General features: G+C 62.2%; 16 protein-coding genes. 10 read left to right on the top strand and 6 right to left on the bottom strand.

Features of this window, described 5'->3' with window-relative positions; translation table 11 throughout:
- Nucleotides 1-8 precede the first annotated feature (8 nt).
- Genes QMK50_RS15900 through pilM form a run of 4 tightly spaced genes read right to left on the bottom strand, consistent with a single transcriptional unit; the run spans nt 9 to nt 2747 of the window.
- The gene (locus QMK50_RS15900) at nt 9-548 is read right to left on the bottom strand and encodes a pilus assembly protein PilP (protein WP_320333465.1); all 540 of its coding nucleotides are present in this window, start codon (nt 546-548) and stop codon (nt 9-11) included.
- Nucleotides 545-1150, bottom strand: coding sequence for a type 4a pilus biogenesis protein PilO (locus QMK50_RS15895; RefSeq protein WP_320333464.1), 606 nt, complete (start codon nt 1148-1150; stop codon nt 545-547). Before QMK50_RS15895 ends, QMK50_RS15900 begins: the two co-directional genes overlap by 4 nt.
- A complete protein-coding gene (locus QMK50_RS15890; RefSeq protein WP_320333463.1) occupies nt 1147-1704 on the bottom strand; it encodes a PilN domain-containing protein in 558 nt (185 codons plus the stop codon). The genes QMK50_RS15895 and QMK50_RS15890 overlap by 4 nt, the downstream gene beginning before the upstream one ends.
- Entirely contained in the window at nt 1704-2747 is a 1044-nt protein-coding gene (pilM, locus tag QMK50_RS15885; protein ID WP_320333462.1) for a type IV pilus assembly protein PilM, read from the bottom strand. Before pilM ends, QMK50_RS15890 begins: the two co-directional genes overlap by 1 nt.
- Before the next feature lie 217 nt (nt 2748-2964).
- Between pilM and QMK50_RS15880 the strand changes: the two genes are divergently transcribed.
- Complete coding sequence (locus tag QMK50_RS15880) at nt 2965-5403, top strand: penicillin-binding protein 1A (RefSeq protein ID WP_413787323.1); 2439 nt, start codon at nt 2965-2967, stop codon at nt 5401-5403.
- A gap of 181 nt (nt 5404-5584) precedes the next feature.
- Here the strand turns inward: QMK50_RS15880 and QMK50_RS15875 are convergent, their stop codons facing one another.
- Both QMK50_RS15875 and rpmE read right to left on the bottom strand, forming a co-directional pair.
- The gene (locus tag QMK50_RS15875) at nt 5585-6853 is read right to left on the bottom strand and encodes a malic enzyme-like NAD(P)-binding protein (RefSeq protein WP_159993264.1); all 1269 of its coding nucleotides are present in this window, start codon (nt 6851-6853) and stop codon (nt 5585-5587) included.
- A gap of 332 nt (nt 6854-7185) precedes the next feature.
- Complete coding sequence (gene rpmE, locus QMK50_RS15870) at nt 7186-7404, bottom strand: 50S ribosomal protein L31 (protein WP_095167258.1); 219 nt, start codon at nt 7402-7404, stop codon at nt 7186-7188.
- Between the two features lie 169 nt (nt 7405-7573).
- On the opposite strand from rpmE, the gene QMK50_RS15865 reads away from it, so the two are divergent.
- The 9 genes from QMK50_RS15865 (at nt 7574) to phaC (QMK50_RS15825) (ending at nt 19712) form a co-directional block, all read left to right on the top strand.
- Complete coding sequence (locus QMK50_RS15865) at nt 7574-9793, top strand: primosomal protein N' (RefSeq protein WP_095167260.1); 2220 nt, start codon at nt 7574-7576, stop codon at nt 9791-9793.
- Between the two features lie 158 nt (nt 9794-9951).
- On the top strand, nt 9952-11688 hold the full coding sequence (argS, locus tag QMK50_RS15860) for an arginine--tRNA ligase (RefSeq protein WP_320333460.1): 1737 nt from the start codon (nt 9952-9954) through the stop codon (nt 11686-11688).
- 1 nt (nt 11689) lies between these two features.
- Entirely contained in the window at nt 11690-12388 is a 699-nt protein-coding gene (locus QMK50_RS15855; protein WP_095167265.1) for an SPOR domain-containing protein, read from the top strand.
- Nucleotides 12389-12635: 247 nt separating this feature from the next.
- Nucleotides 12636-13166 (top strand): ATP-dependent protease subunit HslV, encoded by a 531-nt coding sequence (gene hslV, locus QMK50_RS15850; protein WP_093425160.1) that lies wholly within the window; start codon nt 12636-12638, stop codon nt 13164-13166.
- 53 nt (nt 13167-13219) lie between these two features.
- Nucleotides 13220-14557 (top strand): HslU--HslV peptidase ATPase subunit, encoded by a 1338-nt coding sequence (gene hslU / locus QMK50_RS15845; protein ID WP_095167267.1) that lies wholly within the window; start codon nt 13220-13222, stop codon nt 14555-14557.
- Nucleotides 14558-14640: 83 nt separating this feature from the next.
- On the top strand, nt 14641-15021 hold the full coding sequence (locus QMK50_RS15840) for a gamma-butyrobetaine hydroxylase-like domain-containing protein (RefSeq protein WP_159993258.1): 381 nt from the start codon (nt 14641-14643) through the stop codon (nt 15019-15021).
- Nucleotides 15022-15280: 259 nt separating this feature from the next.
- On the top strand, nt 15281-16960 hold the full coding sequence (phaC, locus tag QMK50_RS15835; protein ID WP_159993256.1) for a class II poly(R)-hydroxyalkanoic acid synthase: 1680 nt from the start codon (nt 15281-15283) through the stop codon (nt 16958-16960).
- Between the two features lie 155 nt (nt 16961-17115).
- On the top strand, nt 17116-17973 hold the full coding sequence (phaZ, locus tag QMK50_RS15830) for a poly(3-hydroxyalkanoate) depolymerase (protein WP_095167273.1): 858 nt from the start codon (nt 17116-17118) through the stop codon (nt 17971-17973).
- 56 nt (nt 17974-18029) lie between these two features.
- A complete protein-coding gene (phaC, locus tag QMK50_RS15825; RefSeq protein ID WP_320333459.1) occupies nt 18030-19712 on the top strand; it encodes a class II poly(R)-hydroxyalkanoic acid synthase in 1683 nt (560 codons plus the stop codon).
- The last annotated feature ends 37 nt before the right edge of the window (nt 19713-19749 follow it).

The raw sequence follows: 19749 nt of genomic DNA, 5'->3' as shown, positions 1-19749 counted from the left end.
GAGCTCCACTAGGAGTGCGTGTTCAAGGAAAGGCTGCGTGGTCGTTCCAGCCAGGCGCCCTGGCCGTCGGGCACCAGCTCGACCACCTCGACCCGGGTCTCGCTGACCGATACCACTCGGCCTTCATTGCGCCCGAGGTAGTCACCCACCTTGAGCCGATGCACCGCACCCGCACCGCGCAGCAGGGCATACGCCCCCGAGGTACCGACCATGGTGCCGACCATTTCGAACTGCTCGATGCCGAAGCGCTCGAGGTACTGGCGGGGCCGCAGTCGATCCGGCTCACCCCTTGGCTCACCCCTTGGCTCGCCCCACACCAGCCCCTCCTCGCCCGCCATGACCTGCGCCGAGAACGGACTGCGCAGTGACGCCGCGCCGTAGCTGAATAGCGGGTATGGCGCCCACGTCGGCACGGCTTCGAGAGGGCCGGGCAATTCAAGGCGCGCTTCATCCATGTAGGTGTCCAGATCACTGAAATCGCGCTCACCACCACAGCCAGCCAGACCACCGAGCAACAACGCCAACCACCCGCAACGCACCGTGTTCATGGTTGCTGCCCGCTGTCGGCGGAGCGATAGGTTCTTGCCAGAATGTTCATGCGCAGCGTCGGACCCTCGCTGGAATCCAGCGGGCGAATGCTGAAGTCGTGCAGCGTGACGATCCGCGGTAAGGCCGAGACAGCGCTGACGAACGCCGCCAGGTCATGGTAGGCACCCGTCGCGCTGATCTGGATTGGCAGCTCGACGTAGAACGGCTGGTTGACCTCGGGCAACAACTTGATCTCTTCCAGCTCCAGACCACTGCCCGAGCCTGCACGACTGATGTCCTCCAGCAACCCCGGCATCTCAGTGTCGCCGGGCAGTTGTCGCAACAGCGTGGCGAAGGCGCTTTGCATAGTCCTCATCTGCTCGAGGTGAGGCTGTAAATGGGCCGCTTGGTGCGCCTTGCTCACAAATACCTGCTTGAGTTCGGCCTCCCCGGCGCGGGCAAGTACCAGCCGCGCCTGCAGTTCGCGCAAATAAAAGCTGTAGCCCAGGACCAACAGCAGCACCATCAACAGCACGCCCAGCAGGGCTTTGCCCAGCGCCGGCCAGGTCGCCATGTTGTGCATGTCCAGGCCATCGAGGGTCAACCATGGCAGCCGCCTCATGCCTCCAAGCCTGCTTGCGCCTGAGCCACGGTCAAGCGAAAAACACTGGTCGAGCCCTCGTCGCCAGCGCTTGCTGTTTTAACCTCCTCCAGCACAGGAACAGCCAGGCCACCCGCGGCCGCAAGGCTACGCAGGAGCTGCGAAACCTGGGCATTGGATTCGGCCACACCGCCGATCGACAGCGTCTTGCCGACCCTCCCCAACTCGGTGAAATACACACCATCGGGCAGCGCGCGGGTCAATTGATCGAAGAGCCTGACACTGGCCGGCCGATTACCTTGCAGGCCCTGAATGATCTGCAACCGCGCCAGCAACTGCTCGCGCCGGGCTTGTAGATCGCTGATCTGGCTGATCCGCTCATCCAGGCTGGCAATGCGGGCACCAAGGTAGGCGTTGCGCGAAGCTTGCTGCTCGATGGCGCGGTCAAGGATGCGCTCGCCCAGCACGATGAGGCCGGTCGCAACTACGGCGATACCGACCAGCAACCACAAGAAATGTTGGTGCCGCACCTCGCGCTGCTTTTCACGCCATGGCAGAAGATTGATCCTGGCCATCAGTCAAAGCTCCTTAACGCCAGACCGCAGGCGACCATCAACCCGGGCGCATTGTGGGCGAGTGCCGCAGCATCGACCGCACTGCCCAAGGCCATGCCGGCAAAAGGATTGGCTACCCGGGTCGGGATGCCCAGATGCTGTTCGAGCAGGCGATCCAGCCCGGCCACCGCGCAGGCCCCTGCGGCCAGCAGGATATGCTCGACTGCGCCGTGCTGGCCCAAGGCGAAAAACTCCTGCAATGAGCGCGATAGCTGTTGCGCCAATACCTCAGCATCGCGAGACAGGTCCAGCCCACCCGGCTGCGTCGCCACTCCTGCCGGTTCGAGAGCAAACCCGTAGCTCGGCTCACCGGCCTGGTTCAGTTGGTGCGCACCCAGCAGTTGTTCGCGGGCATACAGGATCTGGCCAGCGCTTATCACACTTAAAGTCGACAGACCGTTGCCAATCTCGACCAGCGCCACTAGCGACTGCGCCTGGGCACCGTCCGGCGGCGTTGCCAGCAGATCCACGCAACGCGCCAGCGCATGCGCCTGGATATCCACCACCCGCGCCGTCAGCCCAGCCAGTTCCAGCGCGGCCTCAAGCAACTCGACATGATCCTTGCGACAGGCCGCCAGCAACACCTCGACCTGCCCCGGATTGTGCCGCGAGATTCCCTGGACCTGGAAATCCAGGGCCATGTCATCGAGGGGATAGGGAATGTACTGGTCCGCGTCCAGCTTCAACTGGCTTTCCAGGTCGTCGTTCGTCATTCCCGCTGGCATTTCCAGGGTCTTGGTGATGACCGCCGATCCGGAAACCGCCACTGCTACATTGCGCACCCGGGTCCCGGCTTTCAGCCATGCGCGGGCCAATGCCTGCCCCACGACCTCCACTTGAACAATGGCGGCCTCCACCACTGCATTCGCCGGCAACGGCTCTATTGCGTAGGTCTCGAGCCGATAACACGCGCCTGAGCGGCTTAATTCGACCAGCCTGACCGAGGCGGCGTCGATGTCGATACCCAAGAGGGTTCTAGGTTTTTTCCTGAAGAGTCGTGGCACAGTCAATTCCCTATGACTTTCCGTGAGTTACGCGTGCTTTGCCGGCCTTGCAGGCAATCGCAACGTCTTGACAGCGTGGCCAAATGCGCTTTAAGCGGAAAAATGCTTATAATGCCCAGCGTTTTTTTCCGCTTTCTTCAAGCGCAGGCCGCTCCTTGTTTTCCCTGAATGCCCTGACGCCAAATTCATTCTTTGCCCTGGATATCCAAAAGCCTTGATTCGTCTGCTGAAATTTTTCGGGTGGTCCATCGTCGCTGTTTTCTGCGGACTGCTGCTGGGTCTGAGCGGGGCGTTTCTTTACCTTAGTCCCGGACTGCCGTCAGTGGAGGCACTGCGAAGTATCCAGTTGCAGATTCCTTTGCGGGTCTACAGCAGCGACGGCAAACTGATCGCCGAATTCGGCGAGATGCGCCGCAATCCCATACGTTTCGCCGACATTCCGCCCAATTTCATTAATGCGTTACTAAGTGCTGAAGACGACAACTTCGCCAATCACTACGGCGTCGATCCGAGCAGCCTGATGCGTGCCGCCACCCAGTTGGTAAAAAGCGGACACATCCAGTCCGGCGGCAGCACCATCACCATGCAGGTAGCGAAGAACTTCTTCCTGACCAGCGAACGCAGCTTCTCGCGCAAGACCACCGAGATCCTCCTGGCCCTGCAAATCGAGCGTCAGTTGACCAAGGACGAGATCCTCGAGCTCTACGTCAACAAGATCTACCTGGGTAACCGCGCCTACGGCATCGAGGCGGCGGCGCAGGTGTACTACGGCAAGTCGATCCGCGACGTCAGCCTGGCGCAGATGGCGATGATTGCCGGCCTGCCCAAGGCCCCTTCGCGCTTCAACCCGCTGGCCAACCCGGCGCGCAGCAAGGAACGTCGCGACTGGATCCTGGGGCGCATGTACAAGCTCGGCAAAATCGACGAGGCGGCGTACCAAGCTGCGGTCAATGAGCCGCTGAATGCCAGCTACCACGTGCCGACTCCGGAAGTGAACGCCCCCTACATCGCTGAAATGGCCCGCGCCGAAATGGTCGGACGCTATGGCAGCGACGCCTACACCGAAGGTTTCCGGGTCACCACGACCGTGCCGAGCAACCTTCAGGAAATGGCCAACACCGCCGTGCATGAAGGCTTGATCACCTACGACCAGCGTCACGGCTACCGCGGCCCCGAATCCCGCCTTCCAGGCAAGACGCCCGACGCCTGGGCCAGCGAGCTGACCAAGCAGCGCACCATCAGCAGCCTTGAGCCGGCCATCGTCACCGAGGTCGACAAGAATGGCTTGCAGGTGCTGACCCGCACTGGCGCAGAGCACGTGGCCTGGGACAGCATGAAATGGGCCCGGCCATTCCTCAACACCAACAGCATGGGGCCTAATCCGCGCCAGCCGTCCGATGTAGCCCAGGTCGGCGACCTGATCCGCGTCCAGCGCCAGCCCGACAACAGCCTGCATTTCAAACAAATTCCGGTCGCCCAAGGCGCACTGGTGTCCCTGGACCCGCAAAACGGTGCAATCCGCGCCCTGGTCGGTGGCTTCGCCTTCGAGCAGAGCAACTACAACCGCGCCATGCAGGCCAAGCGCCAGCCAGGCTCGAGCTTCAAGCCATTCGTCTACAGTGCGGCGCTGGATAGCGGCTACACCGCAGCGACCCTGGTCAATGATGCGCCGATCGTGTTCGTCGACGAGTACCTGGACAAGGTCTGGCGCCCGAAGAACGACACCAACACCTTCCTCGGCCCGATCCGCATGCGCGAAGCTCTGTACAAGTCGCGCAACCTGGTCTCGATCCGCCTGCTGCAAGCGATGGGCGTCAGCAAGACCATCGATTACATCAGCCGCTTCGGCTTCAACAAGCAGGACCTGCCGCCGAACCTGTCGCTGGCACTGGGCACCGCAACCCTGACGCCCATGGAGATCGCCACCGGCTGGAGCACGTTCGCCAACGGCGGCTACAAGATCACCCCGTACATCATCGACAAGATCGAAAGCCGCAATGGCGACACGCTGTTCGTCGCCAACCCGCCGAGCGTGCCCAAGGGCGATATCGCCAGCAACGGTATCGCCGCGCCGACCGCCGAGACCTTTACTGTCGACGCCATCCCAGGCGAAGCCCCGGCCGCACCAGCACCCGAGCAGGCACCGGCGATCGCGGAGCGTATCGTCGACCCGCGCACCACCTACATCCTCAACAGCATGCTGGAAGACGTGATCAAGCGCGGCACCGGCCGTCGCGCCCTGGCCCTGGGTCGTAGCGACCTCGCGGGCAAGACCGGTACCACCAACGAGTCCAAGGACGCCTGGTTCTCCGGTTACAACGCCGACTACGTGACCACTGTCTGGACCGGTTTCGACCAGCCGGAAAGTCTCGGCCGTCGCGAGTTCGGTGGGACCGTCGCGCTGCCGATCTGGATGAGCTACATGGGCGCCGCCCTCAAGGACAAGCCGCCACACACCCAGCCAGAACCCGAGGGCATCCTCAGCCTGCGGGTAGACCCGGTCAGCGGTCGCGCCGCCTCCCCAGGCACGCCAGGCGCCTACTTCGAACTGTTCAAGGCCGAAGACACGCCTCCGACCGGCAGCGAGCTGGGCAACGGCAGCGCCCCGGGCAGCCCACTGCCGGCAGACGAAGTGGCGCCAATCGACTTGTTCTGATGCCACACCATTGAAAAAGCCCCGCCTTCGACACAAGTGCGGGGCTTTTTTTGCGCCGGATCCTGGTGCGCGCAAGGCTTGAGAGACTCTGCGCCATAGCGCTCCCGACAAGCCCGCGCCCACAACGCAAAAAGCCCCGACTCGCAGGAGCCGGGGCTTTGTGTTGAAGCGCTAAACGGGCTTAGCCGTTGAACACATCATCCACGCTTTTCAGCGGGTAGTTCTTCGGATACGGCAGGGTCGCTACGCCGGTCTCGATGGCGGCCTTGGCCACGGCATCGGAGATCACGGTGATCAGGCGGGCATCCATTGGTTTCGGGATGATGTACTCACGACCGAATTCCAGCTTGATGCCGCCGTAGGCATCGCACACTTCCTGTGGCACAGGCAGCTTGGCCAGTTCACGCAGGGCGTTGGCAGCGGCTACTTTCATTTCTTCGTTGATGCGCTTGGCGCGAACGTCCAGGGCACCACGGAAGATGAACGGGAAGCCCAGTACGTTGTTGACCTGGTTCGGGTAGTCCGAACGACCAGTGGCCATGATCACGTCGTCACGGGTGGCGTGCGCCAGTTCCGGGGCGATCTCTGGATCAGGGTTGGAGCAGGCGAACACGATCGGGTTGGCCGCCATGGACTTCAGGCCTTCAGCGCTCAACAGGTTCGGGCCGGACAGGCCAACGAACACGTCTGCGCCTTGCAGGGCGTCAGCCAGGGTGCGCTTGTCGGTCGCGTGAGCGAAGACTGCCTTGTACTGGTTCAGGTCGTCACGGCCGGAGTGGATCACGCCGGTACGGTCGACCATGTAGATGTTTTCGATGTTGGCGCCCATGCTCACCAGCAATTTCATGCAGGAGATGGCCGCAGCGCCTGCACCCAGGCAAACGATCTTGGCATCGGCAAGGGTCTTGCCAGCGATTTCCAGGGCATTGATCATGCCGGCCGCGGTTACGATCGCGGTACCGTGCTGGTCATCGTGGAACACCGGAATATCGCACTGCTCGATCAGAGCTCGTTCGATCTCAAAGCACTCAGGGGCCTTGATGTCTTCCAGGTTGATGCCACCGAAGGTGATGGAGATGCGCTTGACGGTGTCGATGAAGGCTTGCGGGCTCTCGGAGTCGACTTCGATGTCGAACACGTCGATACCAGCGAAACGCTTGAACAGTACACCCTTGCCTTCCATGACTGGCTTGGAAGCCAATGGGCCGAGGTTACCCAGGCCGAGAATCGCGGTGCCATCGGAAATCACTGCAACCAGGTTGCCTTTACCGGTGTACTTGTAGGCCAGTTCAGGATCGCGGGCGATTTCGCGAACTGGTTCGGCTACGCCGGGGCTGTAGGCCAGCGACAGGTCGCGAGCGGTAGCGGTGGCCTTGGTGAGCTCGACACTCAGCTTCCCTGGACGAGGATGGGCATGATATTCGAGAGCGGCAGTTTTCAGATCAGACATGGGGGCATTCCGCTTTTTACTGTTGGACAGACTGGTCAGCGAGGATACGCGCCTGGCAAAGTCCCCACAAGACTGACCAGTCACCCCTGTCAAGCGCCCTGCCCTACGACTTTGGGCCAAGAGCCACGGAACACAAGGGCTCAACTGTTCACAATCGCCATAAAAAATGTCTACAATTATTTATCCAACCCTGCCCGCAAGTGACTGGGCAGCACCACAACAGGCTCTCTTCAGGCCCCGCGACAAATCCCGGGCATAAAAAAAGGCGTCCACCAGGGACGCCTTTTTCATCAATCTGCAAAAGCCGCAATGGCCTTCCAGGCTGATTGGCCTTAGGCCTTTTTCGCGCCGAAAGCACCGAAGCGATCTGCGAAGCGCTGTACACGGCCGCCAGTATCCAGAGTCTTCTGCTTACCGGTGTAGAACGGGTGGCACTCGTTGCATACGTCGATCGCCAGAGGCTTGGCCAGGTTCGAACGAGTTTCGAACTTGTTGCCACAGCTGCAGGTAACTGCGGTGATTTCGTATGTTGGATGGATATCGGCTTTCATGGTGATTCCTCAGGCTAGCGTGCCGCCACTCAACACCATTGTTGAATACCGCACGTAATTAGGCCGAGGATTCTACCAGACCTTCCAAATCACGCAAGCTGTCCCTGATGCCGACCGTCTGCTAGGCTCCGGCCCTTCTTCACCGCCCGTCCTATAGAGAATCCCCCGCGTGCCCGACGCCATCCTGCGCCTCGCCCTGCCTTCGCCCTTGCGCCGCCTGTTCGATTACCGCGCCCCGGCGGGCGTGCTGCGGGCGCAGTTGCACCCTGGGATGCGCCTGCGGGTACCATTCGGCCGGCGCGAGATGATCGGCATCCTGGTGGAGGTCACCGACCACAGCGAAGTCCCGGCAGAAAAGCTCAAGCCGGCCCTCGCGCTGCTGGATGCCACGCCACCGCTGCCGGCTTCATTGTTCAAGCTGTGCCTGTGGACCTCCCAGTACTACCAGCACAGCCTCGGCGACACCCTGAGCTGGGCCTTGCCGGTCCTGCTGCGCCAGGGCGAACTGGCCGAGGCGCGCCAGGAGCGCTTCTGGTCGATCAGCCCCGGGGCCAGGCTCGACGACCCGCGCATCGCTCGCGCCCCGCGCCAGCGCGAAGCCCTGGCGACCCTGGCCCAGCATCCCCACGGCGTGGCCCATCAGTTGTTGAGCAAGCTGATGCTGAGCAAGGACAGCCTCGACCTGCTGCTGGCCAAGGAACTGGTGCAGGTGGAGATCCGCAAGCACGCCCCCGGCGAGCGTCACGAACACTGGCTGGCCCAGCCGGAACTACCTTTGAATCCGGAGCAGCGCGCCGCCTACGAAGCCGTCAGCGCTGGTCTGGACAGTTTCCATGCCTTTCTCCTGGCCGGCGTGACGGGCAGCGGCAAGACCGAAGTGTATTTGCAACTGATCCGCAAAACCCTGGAGGCCGGTAAACAGGCGCTGGTCCTGATCCCGGAGATCAACCTCGGACCGCAGACCCTGGCGCGCTTCGAGCAGCGTTTTAATGCGCGAATCGCCCTGGTGCACTCGGCAGTCAACGACCGCGAGCGCCTGGAGGCCTGGCTGGCCGCCCGCGACGGCGATGCCGACATTATTATCGGCACTCGCTCGGCATTGTTCACACCCATGAAGAACCCCGGCCTGATCATCATCGATGAAGAGCACGACGGCTCCTATAAACAGCAGGAAGGCTTGCGCTACCACGCCCGCGACCTGGCACTGGTGCGAGCCCGCCAGGAAAATATCCCGATCGTCCTTGGCTCCGCGACGCCGTCCCTGGAAAGCCTGCACAACGCCTACACCGGTCGTTACGGCCTGCTGCGCCTGAACGAGCGTGCCGGCGGCGCAAAACAGCCGCGCTTCCTGCGCCTGGATGTGAAAAGCCGTCCGCTGGACAGCGGCATTTCCGGGCCGATGCAACAAGCCATTGGCCAGACCCTCGCCGCCGGCCAGCAAGTGCTGGTGTTTCTCAATCGCCGCGGCTTTGCCCCAACCCTGCTGTGCCACGATTGTGGCTGGATGTCCGAATGCCAGCGCTGCGATGCACGGATGACCGTGCACCAACGCTCCGGCGAGCTGCGCTGCCACCATTGTGGTTATGTCGAACGCGTGCCGCGGCATTGCCCCAAGTGCGGCAAAGTCGATTTGCGCCCAGTGGGTGCCGGCACCGAACGCGCCGAGGAACGCCTGGGCATCCTGTTCCCCGACTTTCCGGTGCTGCGGGTCGACCGCGACAGTACGTCGCGCAAGGACGCGATGAACCAACTGTTCGCCACCATCCAGAAAGGCCAGCCGTGCATTCTGGTCGGCACCCAGATGCTCGCCAAGGGACACCACTTTCCCCGCGTCACCCTGGTGTCGATTCTCGATGCCGACGGCGGCCTGTTTTCCGGCGACTTCCGCGCCAGCGAGCGCATGGCCCAGTTGATTGTCCAGGTTGCCGGACGCGCCGGGCGGGCCGAAGAGCCGGGCAAGGTGATCATCCAGACCCACCTGGCGGACCATCCGTTGCTGGTGCAACTGACCGAGCAGGGCTACTTCGCCTTTGCCGAACAGGCCCTGAGCGAACGCCGCGCCGCGGGGCTGCCGCCTTTTGCCCACCTGGCATTGCTGCGCGCCGAAGCGCACAAGCCCGGGCAGGCCGAAGGTTTCCTCGACGAGGCCTGCAGCGAGGCGGAGCGGTTGCTGGCCGAGCAGAACCTCGGCGGCATCGAGCTGCTGGGCCCGGTGCCCGCACCGATGGAACGCCGCGCCGGACGCTATCGCGCGCAACTGCTGCTGCAAGCCACGGCCCGAGCGCCCCTGCATCGACTGTTAAGCAGCTGGCTACTGGTGCTGGAGCAGATGCCCAGCGCACGCGCGGTGCGCTGGTCGCTGGATGTCGACCCTGTGGATTTGTATTGAGCGCCTGCAAGTCGTCTACCCGCCATGGCAGCCGATTTGTCACCACATATCCGTAACCGGCCTGCTAAGGTTGGCAAGCCCGACTTCGCAACGGATAATGTCCAGTTTTTCCACCTGCGCATTGACGCGCCGCCGCTTTGCGGTTGAAAGAGAAGACCATGAAAGACACCATTCGCCAGTTGATCCAGCAAGCCCTCACCCAACTCGTTACCGACGGTGTGTTGCCTGAAGGCCTGACGCCGGCGATTCAGGTGGAGAACTCCCGTGACAAGACCCACGGTGACTTCGCCAGCAACATCGCCATGATGCTGGCCAAGCCGGCCGGCATGAAACCCCGCGACCTGGCGGAAAAAATCATTGCCGCCCTGCCGGCCGACGAAAACGTCAGCAAGACAGAAATCGCCGGCCCGGGGTTCCTCAATTTCTTCCAGAACACCCAGGCCCTGGCATCGCGCCTGGATGCGGCCCTGGCCGACGCCAAAGTCGGCGTGCGCAAGGCCGGTCCCGTGCAGCGCACCGTGGTTGACCTGTCGGCCCCGAACCTGGCCAAAGAGATGCATGTCGGCCACTTGCGCTCGACCATCATCGGCGACGGCGTGGCCCGCGTGCTGGAGTTCCTCGGCGACACCGTGATCCGCCAGAATCACGTGGGCGACTGGGGCACTCAGTTCGGCATGCTGATGGCCTACCTGCAGGAAAACCCGATCACCAGCGACGAGCTGTCGGACCTGGAGAACTTCTACCGCGCCGCCAAGCAACGTTTCGACGAATCCGCAGAGTTCGCCGACCGCGCCCGTGGCCTGGTGGTCAAGCTGCAAGCCGGCGACCCGGAATGCCTGGCCCTGTGGACCAAGTTCAAGGACATCTCGCTGTCGCACTGCCAGAAAATCTACGAACAACTGAACGTCAAGCTGACCATGGCCGACGTCATGGGCGAAAGCGCCTACAACGACGACTTGATCAATGTGGTCAACGACCTCAAGGCCAAAGGCATGCTGGTCGAGAGCAACGGCGCCCAGTGCGTGTTCCTCGACGAATTCAAGAATGCCGACGGCGACCCGCTGCCGGTGATTATCGTCAAGGCCGATGGCGGCTACCTGTACGCCACCACTGACCTGGCCGCCGTGCGCTACCGCAGCGGCGTGCTCAAGGCCGACCGCGCCCTGTACTTCGTCGACCAGCGCCAGGCCCTGCACTTCCAGCAAGTATTCGCCGTGGCACGCATGGCCGGCTTCGTGACCCATCCAATGGAAATGGAACACATGGGCTTCGGCACCATGAACGGCGCTGATGGCCGTCCGTTCAAGACCCGTGATGGCGGCACCGTGAAGCTGATCGACCTGCTCAACGAAGCCAAGGAGCGCGCCTACACCCTGGTCAAGGAAAAGAACCCGGAGCTGGCCGAGGCCGACCTGCGCAACATCGCCAAGGTGGTGGGCATCGGTGCGGTGAAATACGCCGACCTGTCCAAGCACCGCACCAGCGACTACAGCTTCAACTTCGACCTGATGCTCAATTTCGAAGGCAATACCGCGCCTTACCTGCTGTACGCCTACACCCGCGTGGCTGGCGTGTTCCGCAAACTGGGCAAGGATTTCAACGAAGTCCAAGGGCAGATCGTCCTCGAGGCCGCGCACGAACACGAACTGGCAGCCAAGCTGGCGCAGTTCGGTGAAGTGCTGAACAACGTCGCCGAGAAAGGCACGCCGCACATCCTTTGCACTTACCTGTACGACGTTGCCGGGCTGTTCTCCAGCTTCTACGAGAACTGCCCGATCCTCAGCGCCGAAACCCCGGCACAGATGCAGAGCCGCTTGCGCCTCGCCGCGCTGACCGGTCGCACCCTCAAGCAAGGCCTGGAACTCTTGGGCCTGGAAACACTGGAGCGTATGTAAGTTGGCTGCCAAGAAAAAACCTGCACCCAAGCGTGGCGCCAGCCGTTACCAAGCTCCTGCAAAACAGCCGATTCCGGGGTGGCTATGGATGGCCATCGGCCTGACCGTGGGCGCCTTCATCGTGTTCCTGATGAAGCTGGAGCCGGGCAAGGGCGATGACGTCAAGCGGGTCAAGCAGGAAGAACAGAAAGCCACGCGCATGGCCGAGGCCAACAAGACCCCGCCGAGCCCACAGCAACCGGTGAAGCCCAAGTACGACTTCTACACCCTGCTGCCGGAATCGGAAGTGATTGTGCCGCCAGACGCCGTGCCTGAAAAAACCCTGCCAACACCGCAGACCGCGCCCGTGGCACCGGTTACGCCGGCAGAAGCGGCGAAGATCGACACCGCGCGCGCCCAGGCAGCCTTGAGCGGCCTGACCCCACCGCCTGCGCCTCCGGTGGCCAAGGCGGCCCCGGTGACCAAGTTCTTCCTGCAGGCCGGCTCGTTCCGCAAGGAAGCCGACGCCGACCGGGTCCGTGCACAGATCATCCTGCTCGGCCAGGCGGTTTCGGTCGAGTCCGGCACGGTCAAGGACGAAACCTGGTACCGCGTGCTGGTCGGCCCGTTCAGCAACCGCGAACAATTGACCACCGCCCAGAAACAATTGGCGGGCAGCGGCTTCAGCAATCTGTTGTTACAACAACGCCAGAGCCGCTGACAGCACGATCAACCCCCCTCCTGTGGGAGCGAGTCGGACGGCGCTCCGCCTGCTCGCGAAGGCCTACATTCAGTCAACATTGATGGCGACTGATACAACGCTTTCGCGAGCAGGCTCGCTCCCACCAGGATGACCTGCGACCCACCACCACTCGTCCCCTCTACCACCGCGCAGTTGAAAAACGCCACAGCACCCCCATATGAGTTGGCATAAGGCATTTTCGCCCCGCTGCGTGGAGACTCTTCCCTTGACCACCATCGTTTCAGTTCGCCGCCACGGCAAAGTCGTCATGGGCGGCGACGGCCAGGTTTCCCTGGGCAACACCGTGATGAAAGGCAACGCGAAAAAAGTTCGTCGCCTGTACCACGGCCAGGTCATCGCCGGTTTCGCTGGCGCCACCGCCGACGCCTTTACCCTCTTCGAACGTTTTGAAGGCCAACTGGAAAAACATCAGGGCCACCTGGTCCGTGCCGCGGTCGAGCTCGCCAAAGAATGGCGTACCGACCGCTCCCTGAGCCGCCTCGAAGCAATGCTCGCGGTCGCCAACAAAGACGCCTCGCTGATTATCACCGGCAATGGCGATGTGGTTGAACCCGAGAACGGCCTGATCGCCATGGGTTCCGGCGGCGGTTACGCCCAGGCGGCAGCCAGCGCCCTGCTGAAAAAAACCGACCTGTCGGCCCGGGAAATCGTCGAAACCGCCCTCGGCATCGCCGGCGACATCTGTGTCTTCACCAACCACACCCAGACCATTGAGGAGCAGGACTGCGCCGAGTAAGCGTGCGTGGCTGCGCGCCACCGCTCACTCTTGCCTGAGGTCCGCCAATTATTATGTCCATGACTCCCCGTGAAATCGTCCACGAACTCAATCGCCATATCATCGGCCAGGACGACGCCAAGCGCGCCGTCGCCATCGCCCTGCGCAACCGCTGGCGCCGGATGCAACTGCCCGAAGAACTGCGCGTCGAAGTCACCCCCAAGAACATCCTGATGATCGGCCCGACCGGTGTCGGCAAAACCGAAATCGCCCGGCGCCTGGCCAAGCTCGCCAACGCACCGTTCATCAAGGTCGAAGCCACCAAGTTCACCGAAGTCGGCTACGTTGGCCGCGACGTCGAGTCGATCATTCGTGACCTGGCCGATGCCGCTATCAAGCTGCTGCGCGAACAGGAAATGATCAAGGTTCGTCACCGCGCCGAAGACGCCGCCGAAGAGCGCATCCTCGATGCCCTGCTGCCACCGGCACGCACCGGCTTCAACAACGAAGAAGCCCCGGCCCAGGACTCCAACACCCGCCAACTGTTCCGCAAGCGCCTGCGCGAAGGCCAGTTGGATGACAAGGAGATCGAAATCGAAGTCGCCGAAGCCGCGGGCGTCGATATCTCCGCGCCACCGGGCATGGAAGAAATGACCAACCAGCTGCAGAGCCTGTTCGCCAACATGGGCAAGGGCAAGCGCAAGAACCGCAAGCTCAAGGTCAAGGAAGCGCTCAAGCTGGTCCGCGACGAAGAAGCCGGCCGCCTGGTCAATGACGAGGAACTCAAGGCCAAGGCCCTGGAAGCGGTCGAGCAGCACGGCATCGTGTTCATCGACGAAATCGACAAGGTCGCCAAGCGCGGCAATTCCGGTGGCGTCGACGTCTCCCGCGAAGGCGTACAGCGCGACCTGCTGCCGCTGATCGAAGGCTGCACAGTCAACACCAAGCTGGGCATGGTCAAGACCGACCACATCCTGTTTATCGCCTCCGGTGCATTCCACCTGAGCAAGCCGAGCGATCTGGTGCCTGAACTGCAAGGCCGCCTGCCGATCCGCGTTGAACTCAAGGCCCTGTCGCCGGAAGACTTCGAGCGTATCCTCAGCGAGCCGCACGCATCCCTGACCGAGCAGTATTGTGCCCTGCTGAAAACCGAAGGCCTGGCCATCGAGTTCCAGCCGGACGGCATCAAGCGCCTGGCCGAGATCGCCTGGCAGGTCAACGAGAAGACCGAGAACATCGGTGCCCGTCGCCTGCACACCCTGCTCGAGCGCCTGCTCGAAGAGGTTTCGTTCAGTGCCGGCGACCTGGCCAGCGCCCACAGCGACCAGCCGATCCGCATCGACGCCGACTACGTCAACAGCCACCTGGGCGAATTGGCGCAGAACGAAGACCTGTCCCGTTATATCCTGTAGGTCACTTCTACTGCGATAAGGGACCTGTGGGGGCGAGCCGGCTCGCTCCCACAGGTCCCTCGCAATGACGGACGACCAGCCCCATGACAACCCCGCTTCCCACCGATATCAAGCTGCACAAAGCCTCGAAAACCCTGTCGCTCAAATATCCCTCCGGCGAGGAATATCAACTGAGCGCCGAGTTCCTTCGGGTGCACTCCCCCTCCGCCGAGGTCCAGGGCCATGGCAAACCCATCCTGCAATTTGGCAAGATCGGCGTAGGACTGAGCAAGGTCGAACCGGCCGGCCAGTACGCACTGAAACTGACCTTCGACGACGGCCACGACAGCGGCCTCTTCACCTGGGATTACCTCTACCAGTTGGCACAGCGCCAGGACGCCCTCTGGGAAGATTATCTTGGTGAACTCAAAGCCGCCGGAAAGTCCCGCGATCCGAGTGAGTCCGTAGTCAAGCTGATGCTCTAGACCGGAGCTTACGCTCATTAGAAGGCATTTTCTAATTTCATCTGCTTGAATGCTCCCGCCCAGGACCCTCCATTGGCCCGCTTGCGAAAAAAATTAAACTCGGGTAACCAATGGAGCTGGCAAGTTCTGTGCAGCGCTCCCTGATGTAAAAAATCAGCGATGTGCAATTAACGGTCACCCGAGCAGTAGTACCTGGCATTGGCTGTGTGACTACACAGCAGGACTCAGGTACTCGTCTCAGGACAATGGAGCGTCGTAGATGAGTAACAAGAATAACGATGACCTGAAACGCCAAGCCTCGGAAAACACCTTGGGGCTCAATCCTGTCATCGGCTTGCGTCGCAAAGATCTGCTTACCTCTGCCCGTATGGTGCTGACCCAGGCCATCAAACAACCCATTCACAGCGTCAAGCACGTGGCCCATTTCGGCCTCGAGCTGAAGAACGTGATGTTCGGCAAATCCGAGTTGCAACCCGAAGGCGATGACCGTCGCTTCAACGATCCGGCCTGGAGCCAGAACCCGCTCTACAAACGTTACCTGCAAACTTACCTGGCCTGGCGCAAGGAGCTCCACGACTGGATCGGCGACAGCAACCTGTCGGAGCAGGACATCAACCGCGGACACTTCGTCATCAACCTGATGACCGAAGCCATGGCCCCGACCAACAGCGCGGCCAACCCCGCTGCCGTCAAACGCTTCTTCGAGACCGGCGGCAAGAGCCTGCTCGACGGCCTCTCCCACCTGGCCAAGGACCTGGTACACAACGGTGGCATGCCGAGCCAGGTCAACATGGGCGCCTTCGAAGTCGGCAAGAGCCTGGGCACCACCGAAGGTGCGGTGATTTTTCGCAACGACGTGCTGGAGCTGATCCAGTACCGGCCCATCACCGAACAGGTTCACGAGCGCCCCCTGCTGGTGGTTCCGCCGCAGATCAACAAATTCTACGTATTCGACCTGAGCCCGGAAAAAAGCCTGGCGCGCTTCTGCCTGCGCAACAACCTGCAGACCTTCATCGTCAGTTGGCGTAACCCGACCAAGGCGCAACGCGAGTGGGGCCTGTCGACCTACATCGAGGCGCTCAAGGAAGCGGTCGACGTGGTCACCGCGATCACCGGCAGCAAAGACATCAACATGCTGGGCGCCTGCTCCGGCGGCATCACCTGCACCGCCCTGCTCGGCCACTACGCGGCGATCGGCGAGAAGAAGGTCAACTCCCTGACCCTGCTGGTCAGCGTCCTGGACACCACCCTGGACTCCCAGGTGGCGCTGTTCGTCGACGAGCAGACCCTGGAGTCCGCCAAGCGCCACTCCTACCAGGCCGGAGTGCTTGAGGGTCGGGACATGGCGAAGGTCTTCGCCTGGATGCGCCCCAACGACCTGATCTGGAACTACTGGGTCAACAACTACCTGCTGGGCAACGAACCGCCGATATTCGACATCCTGTTCTGGAACAACGACACCACTCGCCTGCCGGCCGCGTTCCACGGCGACCTGATCGAGATGTTCAAAAGCAACCCACTGATCCGCCCCAATGCACTGGAAGTGTGCGGCACGCCCATCGACCTCAAGCAGGTCACGGCCGATGTCTATTCCCTGGCCGGCACCAACGACCACATCACCCCGTGGAAGTCCTGCTACAAGTCGGCCCAGCTGTTTGGTGGCAAGGTCGAATTCGTGCTGTCCAGCAGCGGCCATATCCAGAGCATCCTGAACCCGCCGGGCAACCCGAAATCGCGCTACATGACCAGCACCGAGACGGCATCGAACGCTGATCAGTGGCAAGAAAACTCGACCAAGCACACCGACTCCTGGTGGTTGCACTGGCAGGCCTGGCAGGCCGAGCGCGCGGGCAAGCTGAAAAAAGCCCCGAGCGCACTCGGCAACAAGACCTTTACCGCGGGTGAAGCAGCACCAGGGACCTACGTACACGAACGATAACTGACACACCTCGCCCCCTTGTAGGAGCGGGCTTGCCCGCGATGACGGCAGCAGCTTCAGCCAATGCGCTGACTGATCCTGCGCTATCGCGGGCAAGCCCGCTCCCACAGGTTGCCGAGGATGAATTTGAGAACGTGACCCACAGGGCCTGAAGCATGCCGCAACCGTTCATCTTTCGTACCGTCGACCTGGATGGCCAGACCCTCCGCACTGCGGTACGCCCCGGCAAGCCTCACTTGACGCCCTTGCTGATTTTCAACGGCATCGGCGCCAACCTGGAGCTGGTGTTTCCGTTCGTCCAGGCGCTGGACCCGGACCTGGAAGTGATTGCCTTCGACGTGCCCGGTGTCGGCGGTTCATCGACGCCGCGCCGGCCGTATCGCTTTCCCGGGCTGGCCAAGCTGACCGCACGGATGCTCGATTACCTCGACTACGGCCAAGTCAACGTGATCGGCGTGTCCTGGGGCGGCGCCCTGGCGCAGCAGTTCGCCCATGACTACCCCGAGCGCTGCAAGAAGCTGGTATTGGCGGCCACGGCGGCCGGCGCGGTGATGGTGCCGGGCAAGCCAAAAGTGCTGTGGATGATGGCCAGCCCGCGGCGTTATATCCAGCCATCCCACGTGATTCGCATTGCGCCGATGATCTACGGTGGCTCGTTTCGCCGTGACCCTAACCTCGCCGCCGACCACGCCAGCAAAGTCCGCTCCGCCGGCAAGCTGGGCTACTACTGGCAGCTCTTCGCGGGGCTGGGCTGGACCAGCATCCACTGGCTGCACAAGATCCACCAGCCAACCCTGGTGCTGGCCGGTGACGACGACCCGCTGATCCCGCTGGTCAATATGCGCCTGCTCGCCTGGCGTATTCCCAACGCCCAGCTACACATAATCGACGACGGTCATTTATTCCTGATCACCCGGGCCGAGGCCGTCGCCCCGATCATCATGAAGTTCCTCCAGGAAGAACGGCAGCGGGCGGTGATGCACCCGCACCCGGCACCCTATGGCGGCACCTGAGGTGCGCTGGCGGGAATGAGGGACTTGTTCACGGCTTGACGAAGGAGTGTTGACTCATGCGAGACAAACCAGCGCCGGGCACCTTGCCCACAGCCGCTGCATTCATCAATGCCCAGAGTGCGATCACCGGTCTGCGCGGCCGGGACCTGCTCTCGACCTTGCGCAACGTCGCCGCCCACGGCTTGCGTCACCCGGTACACAGTGCCCGGCACGCACTGGCACTGGGTGGCCAACTGGGCCGCGTGTTGCTGGGTGAGACCCTGCACCAACCCAACGCCGCCGACACTCGTTTTGCCGACCCCAGCTGGACCCTCAATCCGTTTTACCGACGCAGCCTGCAGGCCTACCTGAGCTGGCAGAAACAAGTCAAACGCTGGATCGACGAAAGCGGCATGCCCGATGACGATCGCGCCCGCGCGCACTTTGCCTTCACCTTGCTCAACGATGCGGTATCGCCCTCCAATACCCTGCTCAACCCGTTGGCGATCAAGGAACTGTTCAACTCCGGCGGCCACAGCCTGGTCCGCGGCCTGAGCCATCTGTTCGATGACCTGATGCACAACAACGGGCTGCCCAGCCAGATCACCAAGCACGCCTTCGAGGTCGGCAAGACCGTTGCCACCACCACCGGCGCGGTGGTGTTTCGCAATGAACTGCTGGAGCTGATGCAATACAAGCCCATGAGCGAAAAGCAGTACGCCAAGCCGTTGCTGGTGGTGCCGCCGCAGATCAACAAGTACTACATCTTTGACTTGAGCCCCAGCAACAGCTTCGTCCAGTTCGCCCTGAAAAACGGCCTGCAGGTGTTCATGATCAGTTGGCGCAACCCGGATGTGCGCCACCGCGAATGGGGCCTGTCCAGCTACGTCGAGGCCGTGGAAGAAGCCATGAACGTGTGCCGGGCCATCACCGGCAGCCGCGAGGTCAACCTGATGGGCGCCTGCGCCGGCGGCCTGACCATCGCTGCGCTGCAGGGTCACCTGCAAGCCAAGCGGCAACTGCGGCGCATCTCCAGCGCCACTTACCTGGTCAGCCTGCTCGACAGCCAGTTGGACAGCCCCGCCACTCTGTTCGCCGACGAGCAGACCCTGGAAGCGGCCAAGCGACGCTCCTACCAGCAAGGTGTGCTCGAAGGCCGCGACATGGCCAAGGTGTTTGCCTGGATGCGCCCCAACGACCTGATCTGGAACTACTGGGTCAACAACTACCTGCTGGGCAAGGAGCCGCCCGCGTTCGACATCCTCTACTGGAACAACGACAACACGCGCCTGCCGGCCGCCTTTCACGGCGACCTGCTGGACTTCTTCAAACACAACCCGCTGACCCATCCGGGCGGCCTCGAAGTGTGCGGTACGCCGATCGACCTGCAGAAGGTCAACGTCGACAGCTTCAGCGTGGCCGGGATCAACGATCACATCACGCCCTGGGATGCGGTGTACCGCTCCACGCTCCTACTTGGCGGCAACCGCCGCTTCGTGTTGTCCAACAGCGGTCACGTGCAGAGCATCCTCAACCCGCCGGGCAACCCCAAGGCCAACTACGTCGAAAGTGAAAAGCTGACCAGCGACCCTCGGGCCTGGTACTACGACGCCAGCCATGTCGACGGCAGTTGGTGGACTCAATGGCTTGCCTGGATCCAGGAGCGCTCCGGCGCCCAACGGGAAACCCTGATGGCCCTGGGCAATCAGCACTACCCACCCATGGAGGCGGCGCCCGGTACCTACGTACGGGTGCGCTGATTTTTCTCGACGCCACGGCCGGGAACAGGCCGTGGCA

This window comes from Pseudomonas sp. P5_152 (genome assembly GCF_033989915.1).
In the GTDB taxonomy this organism is placed as follows: Bacteria; Pseudomonadota; Gammaproteobacteria; order Pseudomonadales; family Pseudomonadaceae; genus Aquipseudomonas.
This window is presented reverse-complemented; position numbering and strand designations above follow the sequence as displayed.

What these genes read in the sequence shown, in the direction of transcription:
- QMK50_RS15900 (WP_320333465.1), bottom strand. Translation starts at nt 548, where the DNA reads ATGAACACGGTGCGTTGCGGGTGGTTGGCGTTGTTGCTCGGTGGTCTG.
- QMK50_RS15895 (WP_320333464.1), bottom strand. Translation starts at nt 1,150, where the DNA reads ATGAGGCGGCTGCCATGGTTGACCCTCGATGGCCTGGACATGCACAAC.
- QMK50_RS15890 (WP_320333463.1), bottom strand. Translation starts at nt 1,704, where the DNA reads ATGGCCAGGATCAATCTTCTGCCATGGCGTGAAAAGCAGCGCGAGGTG.
- QMK50_RS15875 (WP_159993264.1), bottom strand. Translation starts at nt 6,853, where the DNA reads ATGTCTGATCTGAAAACTGCCGCTCTCGAATATCATGCCCATCCTCGT.
- rpmE (WP_095167258.1), bottom strand. Translation starts at nt 7,404, where the DNA reads ATGAAAGCCGATATCCATCCAACATACGAAATCACCGCAGTTACCTGC.
- argS (WP_320333460.1), top strand. Translation starts at nt 9,952, where the DNA reads ATGAAAGACACCATTCGCCAGTTGATCCAGCAAGCCCTCACCCAACTC.
- hslU (WP_095167267.1), top strand. Translation starts at nt 13,220, where the DNA reads ATGTCCATGACTCCCCGTGAAATCGTCCACGAACTCAATCGCCATATC.
- QMK50_RS15840 (WP_159993258.1), top strand. Translation starts at nt 14,641, where the DNA reads ATGACAACCCCGCTTCCCACCGATATCAAGCTGCACAAAGCCTCGAAA.
- phaC (WP_159993256.1), top strand. Translation starts at nt 15,281, where the DNA reads ATGAGTAACAAGAATAACGATGACCTGAAACGCCAAGCCTCGGAAAAC.
- phaZ (WP_095167273.1), top strand. Translation starts at nt 17,116, where the DNA reads ATGCCGCAACCGTTCATCTTTCGTACCGTCGACCTGGATGGCCAGACC.
- phaC (WP_320333459.1), top strand. Translation starts at nt 18,030, where the DNA reads ATGCGAGACAAACCAGCGCCGGGCACCTTGCCCACAGCCGCTGCATTC.